This window comes from Xanthomonas albilineans, from assembly GCF_009931595.1.
GTDB lineage: Bacteria > Pseudomonadota > Gammaproteobacteria > Xanthomonadales > Xanthomonadaceae > Xanthomonas_A > Xanthomonas_A albilineans.
Genome location: NZ_CP046570.1, coordinates 2,301,228 through 2,311,342, shown reverse-complemented (window position 1 = coordinate 2,311,342; position 10,115 = coordinate 2,301,228). Strand labels below are relative to the sequence as shown.

Genomic DNA, 10,115 nt, shown 5'->3' with positions numbered 1-10,115 from the left:
TGCGTCGTCTCCTGCGTTGGCGTTGGCGATGACGCTGCCGTGGCGTTTGGCTGCATGGCGCATCGATGGCCGGCATGCAGGCGCGCGGTTGCGTGTCCAGTCGTCCTCTTGCACGCTGCTGTGCTTGCCGTTGCCGTGGGCGATGAAACAGAATGCGGTTCCCTCCGCATGCGTTGGCAGGTTCGGATATGCAGCGTTTTCTGCACGCCTTGTGCTGTTGTTTCGCACATGTCCGGCCGTGGCGCGCCTGCGCATACGTGCTGTCACTGACCGTGGTCATCGTTGCCGGCGCCAGCGTATCGCAAGCATCCATCGTCGCTGCGGCCACGCCGACCGAGCGCGTGGACGCCGCCGGATGGATGCAGCACCACCGGCAGATCCTCGCGCAGGTACGCGCGCATGCGCAGACTCCGCTGCTGCTGATCGGTGATGCCATCTTCCGCAGCAGCGGTTCGGATGCTGCGGGTGCATCGGGCTGGCAGAGGTTTTACGGGGTGCGCGGTGCGCTCGATCTGGGTGTCGATGGCGATGCCGCCGAACATGTGCTGTGGCGCTTGCAACACGGTGAACTCGACGGCATCCAGCCCAAGGTGGCGATGTTGTTGCTACGGACTGCCGCGGACGATCGCGACATGCGCAGCGCCGACGACACCGTGCTCGGGATCGATGCGCTGGTGGCCACGCTGGAACAACGCTTGCCGAAGACGCGCATCCTTTTGCTTGGACTGCTGCCCGGCAGTGGGTCGGCGCAGGCGCGTGCGCGCGTGGACGAAGTCAATCGCATGCTGGCCGTGCGCTACGGCGAGCATCCGCGCGTGACCTATCTGGATGTCGGCGCGGCACTGTCCGCGTCCGCGTCGCAGCTCACCGAGTCGCTGCGTGCATCGGCTGCTGTGGCACCGTTCGCGACGCCGCAGGCGCAACAGCGTCTGGCCGAAGCGATCGAGCCGACCCTGGCGCGTCTGCTCGACGAACCGCCGCAGATTCCGCTGAGCGCGATGAGCGACCTCAATACCGCGCTGATCCCGGTGCCGTGGTTGGAGCAGGATTCCTACGACTGGTACGCGCGCCACCATGCCGTGCTTGCGCAGGGCAGGCGGTTGCAGCCGCAGATCGTGTTGCTGGGCGATTCGATCACGCATTTCTGGGGCGGACCGCCGTTGGCGACTCGGGTCGGCGGGGCGCAGGCCTGGCGGCGGACCTTCGGGAGCGCGCGGGTGCTGAACCTGGGGTTTGGCTGGGACCGCACCCAGAACGTGCTCTGGCGTCTGCGTCAGGGCGAGCTGGACGGGCTGGCGCCGCGTTGGGTGGTGATCAATATCGGCACCAACAACCTTGCGGGTACCGATCATGCGCGCACCAACACGCCGCAGGAAACCGCCGACGGCGTCGCCGCGGTGGTGGCCGAGGTGCGGCGCCGGCTGCCGCACAGCAAGATTGTCCTGATGGCGATCCTGCCGCGCGGCTTTGCCGCCGATGGGCCGCTGCGTGCGCCGATCCTGGCGACCAACCGTTTGCTGGCCGCGCGCTTCGGCCACGATGCGCAAGTGCGCTGGCTCGACATCGGTGCGCGTTTTTTGCAGCCCGATGGCAGCTTGCCGGCGGCGTTGATGCCCGACAGCACCCATCCCAGTGAGGATGGCTATCGCATTTGGGGCGATGCGTTGCGCGCGGTCGGTGTCGGCGGCTGAGCACACCTCGGTGCGTGGCGCATGGCCACTCGCGCCGGCTCACAGCGTGGCCAATAAAACGTCGCGAATCGTTGTCGGGTTGCCACGGGCACCGCACAGGGGCCGCAGTGTACAACGTGGCACACGAGGATTCGCCGCGCTGTCCGGGTCCGCCCGGCGGCGCCGCGGTCGTTTTGTCAGCGACTCTCAGCCTTTGTCGGGTTTGAGCAGTTCCAGCACCGCTTCGCGACGGCGGGCCGGCATGTTGCGGTAACGGGTCAGCAAGGCTTGCTCGTGCGGATCGCGCGCTTGCAGGGCGTAATCGGGTGAGGCCTCCTGTAGCCGCGCGCTCGGCACATGCCCGCAGACCAGGTCGTCCAGCGAGCGCTTCAGTACCACGCGCAGCATCGGCAGTAGCCGGAAGCTGGGTGTCTCGCGATCGTTTTCCCAGGCCGAGATCGACGACTTGGTCACGCCCAGGGAAAAACCCAGTTGCTCCTGGGTGAGGCCGGCGGCTTTTCTGGCTTCGCGCAAACGGTCGCCGAAGCTTTTCATCGCGGTGGCCCTTGCATAGACGACGGGCTTACCAAGATATGGAGCATCCGCCAACTTGTCGTACAGTCACGCTTGACTCTGAATGTTCTGAAATTCAATACTTCGGTGGTGCGGGCGCGCTGATGCGCGTGGGCACGCAAGACACGGATGCCTCAGGAGTGGAGATGTCGCATTTTCGTTTCATTGCCGCCGTCAGGTGGCCTGCAGCCGCGCAGCGTGCTGTGCGCGTGTGCACAAGGGAGGGCGGTGCATGGCCAAATACGATCTGAAACTCAAGCCGATTGCGCAATTCAAGCCGTCTTTGCAAGTGTTGGTGCATGCTGCCAATGCCTACGTGGCCGCATCTGCGGCCGAGCGACGCAACCCTGGCTACCGTGCCTATGTGGTGGCGGTGTGGGTGGATGGCGTCCGCGTGGAGACCGGTCCGTTTCGCCCATTGCAGCGTTGAGCGCGATGGTGCGCGCGGCGCCAACAAAAAACCCGCCGCAGCGGGTTTGTTTGATCCAATGCGACCTGTCGGTCGTGGTGCCCAGGAGAGGACTCGAACCTCCACGGTTTTACCCGCTAGTACCTGAAACTAGTGCGTCTACCAATTCCGCCACCTGGGCAACTCAGAACGACAATTGTCTGTGTGGCGCAGGGGGCTGTCAAGCGGTGTGGCGACGGCGGCCGGTCGCGTTGTCGCCCTGGTGGATCCTCAGTGGCTGGCGTTGAAACGCAGGCCCTGGTTGATCGCGCAGCGGTAGCCGAGCGTCTGGCCGGTTTGCTCGTAGCTGGGCAGGGCGAAGATGAACATGGTGAAGTCGATGCTGTTGTCCGGATGCACCTGGTAGCGCAGGAACTGCTGGATCGGTTTGCCGTCGCGACCGACGGTCATGTGATCGTCGGCGAAGGACAGGGTGCCGTCGGCAGTCACGCGGTAAGAACCGATGCGCAGGCCGCCATGGGTCTGGGTCGGCGTGGCGCCACCGGACGTGGGGGTGCACTGACTCAGATCGACGGCCACGGCGACCGAGTTACCGCTGTCCAGGGCATGTTCGATGTCGGCAAGCGAATTGAGTGGTGCGTGAGCGGAGGCCGCCGTTGCACTGGCGAACAAGACCATGGCGAGGAGTGGAAGATGCAGGGGTTTCATTGTGTGCAAGCTCCGGAGCATGGGGGAGGGCGACGGATCATGCGCTGCACGCTAGCGTTTTGTCGGCTGGAGTCAACCGACAAAATCGCGATTTTCCGGTGCCGTCACACTGAGTTCGAGGTAGGTGGTGTCCGCCGCGCTATGTCCGAATCGGTATGCAAACCCCGTCTTTCCGCCGAAGACGCGGGCTGGTCGGCGAGGCGAGCCTGGGGCAGGTGGTTGCGCAGGTGCTGTTGCGACAGTGCAGTTTGGGCGATCAGATCGCGCGCGATGCCCATGCGTTTGTCCGTGGCGTGTGCGGGCGGCGGGCGCGTTGACAAGCACGATGCCGCCACGCAGAATGCGCGGCCTTCAGCGCCCAGGTGGCGGAATTGGTAGACGCACTAGTTTCAGGTACTAGCGGGTAAAACCGTGGAGGTTCGAGTCCTCTCCTGGGCACCACAGGCAAGACGCGAGAGCGCTGAACTCTCGCTGCGACCGGCCCGCTGACGCGGGCTTCGTCGTTTATGCGGTAGGGCGATGTTCGCGTTGCGCGGTTCCGGTGGTGGCACCCGCCATGCGAGTACCATGAGCGGATGACAACTCGTAAAAGCAAGTCCGGCAAGTCCGGCAAGTCCGCGTCCAACGACGCACCCGCCAGCAAACATGCTCCCGCCGCCACGCCGAAGCCATCGCGCCTGCCTGCCTGGATGCCCAGTTTCCTGCGCCGTGGTCCCAAGCCGCCGTTGCAGCCCCTGCACCCCGAGCCGCCTGCGGCCGCCCCTGCCGGCGCTCCGCCGATCCACGATCCTCACGCGGCGCGCGAGGCCGAACGTTACGCCGAGCCGATCGCCAGCCGCGAGGCGATTTTGCAGTTGCTGCATCGCTGCGACGGTCCGCAGACGTTGCACGAATTGGCTGCACAGCTCGGCTTGACCGAGCCTTCGCGTATGGAAGCGCTGAGCAAGCGTCTGGGGGCGATGCTGCGCGAGGCCCAATTGGTGCAGAACCGCCGTGGCGGCTATGCGCCGCTGCAGCAGACCAACCTGATTCCCGGCGTGGTGATTGCCAATCCCGATGGCTTCGGCTTCCTGCGTCCGGACGAGGGCGGCGATGACCTGTTCCTGCCGCCTTACGAAATGCGCAAGGTGTTGCATGGCGACCGCGCTTTGGCCAACGTCACCGGCATCGACCGCCGTGGCCGTCGCGAAGGCAGCATCGCGCGGGTGCTCGAACGCGGCCTGAGCCGCTTGATCGGCCGTTTCAGCATGGAGGCGGGCATCGCCTACGTGGTGCCGGACGACAAGCGTATCCAACGTAACGTGCAGATTCCTCCCGATGCCATCGGCGAGGCGCGCGACGGCCAACTGGTGGTGTGCGAACTCACCTCCGCGCCCGACGCGCGACGTCCGCCGATCGGTAAGATCATCGCGGTGCTGGGCGACAAGTTGACCCCGTCGTTGCTGGTGGAAGCGGCGATCCATGGTCACGAGCTGCCCTACGCCTTTCCGCAGGAGGTGTTGGACGAGGCGGCGGCGGTGCCGTTGACGGTAGCGCCGGAGGCGATCCAGGGCCGGGTGGATCTGCGCCACACGCCATTGGTGACTATCGACGGCGCCGATGCCAAGGACTTCGACGACGCGGTGTTCTGCGAGTCGAACGCGGACGGTTTTCGCCTGGTGGTGGCGATCGCCGATGTCTCCCACTACGTGCGTCCGGGCACGCCGCTGGATACCGAAGCGGTTAAGCGTGCGACCTCGGTGTACTTTCCCGGGTTCGTGGTGCCGATGCTGCCGGAGACGCTGTCCAACGGCATCTGCTCGCTGAATCCGAAAGTGGACCGCATGTGCTTCGTCTGCGACATGCAGATCGATCGTCAGGGCGAAGTGGCCGGCGCTCGTTTCTACGAGGCGGTGATGAATTCGCATGCGCGGCTCACCTACGACCAAGTATGGCAGGCGGTGGGCGAGCGCGATGCGCAGGTGCGCGGCGCGCTGGCGGCGGTCCTTCCGCACTTGGAACGTTTGCACCAGCTCTATCAGGTGCTGGCCAAGGCGCGTGCGCGCCGTGGCGCGATCGAGTTCGAATCCTCGGAAGTGCGTTTCGTGCTCGACAACACCGGCGAGGTCACCCAGGCCGGGATGCTGATGCGCAACGATGCGCACAAGTTGATCGAGGAATGCATGATCGCCGCCAACGTGGCGGCGGCCCGCTACTTGCTGGAGACGCGGATTCCGGCGCCGTTCCGCGTACACGAGCGTCCACCCGAATCCAAATATGCCGATCTGCTGGAGTTTCTCAAGGAGTTCAAGCTGAGCCTGCCGGCGTGGAGCAAGGTGGTGCCGGGCGACTTCACCAAGCTGCTGAAGAAGGTGCGTGAGCGCCCGGATGCGGCGCTGTTGGAGTCGGTGTTGCTGCGCAGCCAGAGCATGGCGGTGTATTCGCCGGACAACGCCGGCCATTTCGGTCTGGCGCTGGAGGCGTATGCGCACTTCACCTCGCCGATCCGGCGCTATCCGGACTTGCTGGTGCATCGTGCGATCAAGTATGCGTTGACGCGTGGCGCGCCGGACAAGTACCTGTATGCACCGCGCGCGATGGCGGCGCTGGCGCTGCAATGCTCCGAGCGCGAACGCCGTGCCGACGAGGCCGAGCGCGAAGTCGACGAGCGCTATCGCGCGGCGTGGATGGAAAAGCACGTTGGCGGCCAGTTCGATGGCGTGGTCAGCGGCGTCACCAGCTTCGGTCTGTTCGTCGAACTGGACCAGTCCAAGGTCAATGGCCTGATCCACGTGACCCAGTTGCCGCAGGACTATTATCAGTTCGATGCCACCCGCAAGACCTTGACCGGTGAGCGTCGCGGCCGCCAATTCCGGCTTGGCGACCGGGTGCGCATCCTGGTCCTGAAGGCCAGCATGGAAGAGCGCAAGATCGACTTCCGCTTGGTCGAGGAGGGTGGCTCTTCGCACGAGGAGTTGCCACCACTGCCCGCGCGCGGGCAGCCGGCCAAGCGCAAGAAAAAGAAGTACTGATAGCGCATGGCGCGGCACGCGCAGCGTGGTGATTGCCGTGCAGCGCCGCTTCTCGCCGATCGCCCAGGATGGCCGCGACGGCGCGCGGACGTTTGTGCATCCAGCCGATCGTTTCGCGTGGCCGACGATGTGACGCGAGCGCCCGCAGCGCCTACCATGCGCGCTTTCCTTTCGTGTAGTCCGGTGGCATGAGCAAGCAGAACCAGTGGATCGTTGGCGTCAATGCCGTGGCTTCGTCGATCGAGAACGATGCCGACAACGTGCGCGAGGTGCTGGTCGAAGCGGGCAGCAAGAATCCGCGATTGCAGGAGATCGAGGAGAACGCACGGCGCAAGGGCATCGAGGTGCGGCGGGTGAACACCCAGGCGCTGGACGGTGTCGGCGGTTCGGTGCGCCACCAGGGCGTGGCGGCGCGTTATGCGGCGGCGCGCACCTGGGCCGAGAGCGAGCTGGAGGGTCTGGTGGCCGCCGCGCAAGGGCGCGCCCTGCTGTTGGTGCTGGACGGCGTGCAGGATCCGCACAACCTCGGTGCCTGCCTGCGCAGTGCGGCGGCGGCGGGCGTCACCGCGGTGGTGATCCCCAAGGACAAGTCCGCACCGGTCAACGCCACCGTGCGCAAGACCTCCGCTGGCGCCGCCGACCGCCTGCCGATCGTGGCCGTGACCAATCTGGCGCGTTGTTTGCGCGAGCTGCAGAAGCAGGGTGTGTGGATCTATGGTCTGGCCGGCGAGGCCGAGACCTCGCTGTATGCGCAGGATCTGCGTGGCAATGTGGCGCTGGTGCTGGGCGGCGAATCGGACGGTCTGCGTCGGCTGACCCGCGAGCATTGCGACGGTTTGGTCCGGATTCCGATGCCCGGCGAGATCGAGAGCCTCAACGTGTCGGTGGCCGCGGGTGTTACCTTGTTCGAGGCGGTGCGGCAACGCATGGGCTGAGTGTTGCTGCGCTGCGTTGAGTGAGGGCTGCCGCAGTTGTCAGTCGCTGTTGTTGCGACGCTCCAATCGCAGCAGTGTGGGCGATGGTTGCGTGTGCAAGCTGGAGTGGCGATTCTGAGGTTCTCGTCGAGCGTGGTTTAGTGCTCGACGATGGGGCGTTTGCCCAACTGGTTACGCTGGCAGCCTGCGCTGCAGCGTCTGCGCCAGCACGAGGCTCATCGCCACTGCAAACAGGTTCAGACCAAAAAAGATCGGTCTTCCGGTTTGGAATAGCGAGTACAGGAAGGTGCTGCCGAGCATGAAGTTGGCGTCGAACCTGACGGGCGCGAACTGCAAACCGACGGTGATATGGAAACCACACGAAAAAGCGCCGGGGTTGCAAGCGTGGCGTGTGATTGGATCAATCGGTGACGATGACAGCACCGCACAAGACCACGGAATGCGTTGCTGACGTCGCCCTGCCGGTGACTGGGCAGCGGCACTGGTTCATGCAGGCGATCCGGTCTGCGCCGCGGGCCAAGCATTGGCGATCTTGCAGAACAGGCGCGCAGTTTGTTCGGTGTCGTACACCGCGCTATGGGCGTCGGCGGCGCTCCACTCGAAGCCGGCAGCCTGCACCGCACGTGCCAGCACGGTTTGTCCGTAGGCGATGCCGGCCAGGGTCACGGTGTCGAACACGCTGAAGGGGTGGAACGGGTTGCGCTTGTGGCCGCAGCGCGCCACGGTGGCGTTGAGGAAGTTCAGGTCGAAATGCGCGTTGTGCCCGACCAGGATCGCGCGTTGGCAGCCGTATTTCTTCACTGCCGCTCGCACCGGGGTGAACACGTGTTCCAGTGCTTCGCGTTCGGGCTTGGCGAGGCGGAACGGGTGATCCAGGACAATGCCGGTGATTTCCAGCGATTTCGGGTCGATGACGGTGCCAGGGGCCGGCACCACGTGCGCGCTGGCGGTGTCGCCGGGGGACAACTTGCCGGCGGCGTCCATTTCGATCGGGATCACCGCAATCTCCAGCAGCGCGTGCCGGTTCCAGTCGAAGCCGCCGGTTTCCACGTCCACGACCACCGGCAGATAGCCGCGGAAACGTCGCGACATCGCGGTAATGGCGGGAGCTTGGGAGTGCGTTTCGATTGGATCGTTCATGCGACAAGGGTAGCAGAGCGGAGCCCGCTGCCCGCTGCGGCGATGTGTGCGGGCGTGGTGTGGCTCAGCGTATGTCAGTGTGGCAGGCGAGTACCGAGCACGCTGCCCTGCGCACGCAGGCGCTCGAGCAGGGCGGCACCATCACGCAGCAAGGTGACCGGGTCGTGGTCGTGCGCGCCGGCCAGTTCCAGCAGCAGTGCGCGTCCGCTGCGCGTACCGGCTTGCAGCGCGCTCAGTACCGCATAAGTGAGCGGCGCCAGTTCGGCGAAGCGGACTTGACCGTCGGCTTGGCGTCGCGCCAGCAAGCAGGTCGGTGCGGGCGGTGCCGTGTCGGGTTGCCACGCCGGGCCGATGCGCTGCACCGGCCAGCGGTAGCGCAGCAGGCGCAGCCAGGGCGAGAGTTGCGGCACGCCATCGAGCAGGTCGCCGTGTGGATCGTGCGGCGGCAGTGCGCTGTCGTCGATTTGGACGTCCAGTTCGACAGTCTCGTAGTGGGCCAACTCCGCCAGCCAGGGCCGGTGTGGATCCGCCGCGCGCTGTTCCAGGAACCGCACCAGTTCGCCACCCAGGCGCGGGAACAGTGGGGTGCGCGCGCGATGTTCGGCACAGAACGCCCGTAGCAGTACATCCCAGTCGGTTGCGCCGAGGGTCGCGTGCAGTACCGGGAACTGCGCGCTCAGTAGCTGCGCGAGGTTGTCGAAGAACAGCGCGCGGTAGACCGCCAGGCGGTGCGGTTCGATGTCCGCCGGTGGCGCGTGTCGCTGAGGATCGCGCAGGTGCAGGGTCAGTGCGAGTTGCTGGGCGCGCAACGTCTCACCCATGTGCGCTGCGCCGCGAGGGGAGTGCGTGTTGCTGTAGATCGCGAATGCGCTGGATTTCGCTCAGTAGATCCGTCAGCGGCGGGAACTGGCCGTCGCGCTCCAGCAGGGTCGGGCGCACGCCGTGCAGACGATAGGCGGCGGCCAGCAGATGCCAGACAGGGTCGGTGACCGCTGCGGCATGGGTGTCGATCTTCAGGCCGCTGGCGGCATCGTCGCGATGTCCGGCGACGTGGTACGAGGCGATTCGCGCGCTGGGCATGGCGGCGAGGAAGGCCTGGGCGTCGTAATCGTGGTTGTGAGCGTTGACCTGGACGTTGTTGACGTCCAGCAGCAGGTCGCAGTCGGCTTCGCTCAGCACTGCGTTGACGAATGCGGCTTCGCTCAGCGCCTGCCCTGGCGCGGCATAGTAGGAGACGTTCTCCACGGCGATGCGTCGACCGAGCGCGTCCTGTGCCTGGACGATGCGCGCGGCCACATGACGCACGGCTTCGTCGGTGAAGGGGAGCGGCAGCAGTTCGTAGAGTTGGCCGTCGTCGGCGCTGTAGCTGAGGTGTTCGCTATACAGCGCGACCCGGTGCCGGTCCAGAAATTGGCGGGTCTGTCGCAACAGCACCGCGTCCAGGGGGGCGATGCCGCCGAGCGACAGCGACAGACCATGGCAGCTGAGCGGATGGCGCGCGCTCAGCGTCTCCAGCATCTCGCCGGGGCGGCCGCCGACGCCGATCCAGTTATCGGGCGCGCATTCGAGAAAATCGAAGGCATCCGTGGGTACGTGGAGCAGGTCCGGCAACAGGCCACGGCGCAGCCCGAGTCCGGCGCTGGCCGCGGCCAGGGGCCGCGACATGGCT

General features: G+C 65.7%; 10 protein-coding genes and 2 tRNA genes. 5 read left to right on the top strand and 7 right to left on the bottom strand.

All coding sequences use genetic code 11. The annotated features are described in order from the left end of the window. Window positions 1-188 precede the first annotated feature (188 nt). The gene (locus XaFJ1_RS09685; RefSeq protein WP_012916490.1) at window positions 189-1,691 is read left to right on the top strand and encodes a GDSL-type esterase/lipase family protein; all 1,503 of its coding nucleotides are present in this window, start codon (window positions 189-191) and stop codon (window positions 1,689-1,691) included. A 186-nt stretch (window positions 1,692-1,877) separates the two neighbouring features. Here the strand turns inward: XaFJ1_RS09685 and XaFJ1_RS09680 are convergent, their stop codons facing one another. Further along, window positions 1,878-2,225, bottom strand: coding sequence for a helix-turn-helix transcriptional regulator (locus XaFJ1_RS09680; protein ID WP_012916489.1), 348 nt, complete (start codon window positions 2,223-2,225; stop codon window positions 1,878-1,880). A gap of 250 nt (window positions 2,226-2,475) precedes the next feature. On the opposite strand from XaFJ1_RS09680, the gene XaFJ1_RS09675 reads away from it, so the two are divergent. Further along, the gene (locus XaFJ1_RS09675; protein WP_012916488.1) at window positions 2,476-2,673 is read left to right on the top strand and encodes a hypothetical protein; all 198 of its coding nucleotides are present in this window, start codon (window positions 2,476-2,478) and stop codon (window positions 2,671-2,673) included. 75 nt (window positions 2,674-2,748) lie between these two features. Here the strand turns inward: XaFJ1_RS09675 and XaFJ1_RS09670 are convergent. After that, a tRNA-Leu gene (locus tag XaFJ1_RS09670) sits at window positions 2,749-2,833 on the bottom strand. Window positions 2,834-2,922: 89 nt separating this feature from the next. Further along, window positions 2,923-3,360: a VirK family protein gene (locus XaFJ1_RS09665; RefSeq protein WP_012916487.1), complete on the bottom strand. Its 438-nt coding sequence runs from the start codon at window positions 3,358-3,360 to the stop codon at window positions 2,923-2,925. Between the two features lie 356 nt (window positions 3,361-3,716). Between XaFJ1_RS09665 and XaFJ1_RS09660 the strand changes: the two genes are divergently transcribed. From XaFJ1_RS09660 to rlmB, 3 genes are all read left to right on the top strand, one after another. Beyond that, a tRNA-Leu gene (locus XaFJ1_RS09660) sits at window positions 3,717-3,801 on the top strand. Between the two features lie 134 nt (window positions 3,802-3,935). After that, entirely contained in the window at window positions 3,936-6,371 is a 2,436-nt protein-coding gene (gene rnr, locus XaFJ1_RS09655; RefSeq protein ID WP_012916486.1) for a ribonuclease R, read from the top strand. Between the two features lie 188 nt (window positions 6,372-6,559). Beyond that, window positions 6,560-7,306: a 23S rRNA (guanosine(2251)-2'-O)-methyltransferase RlmB gene (gene rlmB, locus XaFJ1_RS09650; RefSeq protein WP_012916485.1), complete on the top strand. Its 747-nt coding sequence runs from the start codon at window positions 6,560-6,562 to the stop codon at window positions 7,304-7,306. A 171-nt stretch (window positions 7,307-7,477) separates the two neighbouring features. Here the strand turns inward: rlmB and XaFJ1_RS16380 are convergent, their stop codons facing one another. From XaFJ1_RS16380 to XaFJ1_RS09630, 4 genes are all read right to left on the bottom strand, one after another. Further along, window positions 7,478-7,606: a hypothetical protein gene (locus tag XaFJ1_RS16380; protein WP_268988871.1), complete on the bottom strand. Its 129-nt coding sequence runs from the start codon at window positions 7,604-7,606 to the stop codon at window positions 7,478-7,480. A 186-nt stretch (window positions 7,607-7,792) separates the two neighbouring features. After that, window positions 7,793-8,446 (bottom strand): ribonuclease T, encoded by a 654-nt coding sequence (gene rnt / locus XaFJ1_RS09640; RefSeq protein WP_012916484.1) that lies wholly within the window; start codon window positions 8,444-8,446, stop codon window positions 7,793-7,795. A 74-nt stretch (window positions 8,447-8,520) separates the two neighbouring features. Beyond that, entirely contained in the window at window positions 8,521-9,267 is a 747-nt protein-coding gene (locus XaFJ1_RS09635) for an HvfC family RiPP maturation protein (RefSeq protein ID WP_012916483.1), read from the bottom strand. Then, window positions 9,260-10,111 (bottom strand): HvfB family MNIO-type RiPP peptide maturase, encoded by an 852-nt coding sequence (locus XaFJ1_RS09630; protein ID WP_012916482.1) that lies wholly within the window; start codon window positions 10,109-10,111, stop codon window positions 9,260-9,262. Before XaFJ1_RS09630 ends, XaFJ1_RS09635 begins: the two co-directional genes overlap by 8 nt. Window positions 10,112-10,115 lie beyond the last annotated feature (4 nt).

Excerpts from the sequence above, each read along its gene's own strand:
- XaFJ1_RS09685 (WP_012916490.1), top strand. The coding sequence starts at position 189 with ATGCAGCGTTTTCTGCACGCCTTGTGCTGTTGTTTCGCACATGTCCGG.
- XaFJ1_RS09680 (WP_012916489.1), bottom strand. The coding sequence starts at position 2,225 with ATGAAAAGCTTCGGCGACCGTTTGCGCGAAGCCAGAAAAGCCGCCGGC.
- XaFJ1_RS09675 (WP_012916488.1), top strand. The coding sequence starts at position 2,476 with ATGGCCAAATACGATCTGAAACTCAAGCCGATTGCGCAATTCAAGCCG.
- XaFJ1_RS09665 (WP_012916487.1), bottom strand. The coding sequence starts at position 3,360 with ATGAAACCCCTGCATCTTCCACTCCTCGCCATGGTCTTGTTCGCCAGT.
- rnr (WP_012916486.1), top strand. The coding sequence starts at position 3,936 with ATGACAACTCGTAAAAGCAAGTCCGGCAAGTCCGGCAAGTCCGCGTCC.
- rlmB (WP_012916485.1), top strand. The coding sequence starts at position 6,560 with ATGAGCAAGCAGAACCAGTGGATCGTTGGCGTCAATGCCGTGGCTTCG.
- XaFJ1_RS16380 (WP_268988871.1), bottom strand. The coding sequence starts at position 7,606 with ATGCTCGGCAGCACCTTCCTGTACTCGCTATTCCAAACCGGAAGACCG.
- rnt (WP_012916484.1), bottom strand. The coding sequence starts at position 8,446 with ATGAACGATCCAATCGAAACGCACTCCCAAGCTCCCGCCATTACCGCG.
- XaFJ1_RS09635 (WP_012916483.1), bottom strand. The coding sequence starts at position 9,267 with ATGGGTGAGACGTTGCGCGCCCAGCAACTCGCACTGACCCTGCACCTG.
- XaFJ1_RS09630 (WP_012916482.1), bottom strand. The coding sequence starts at position 10,111 with ATGTCGCGGCCCCTGGCCGCGGCCAGCGCCGGACTCGGGCTGCGCCGT.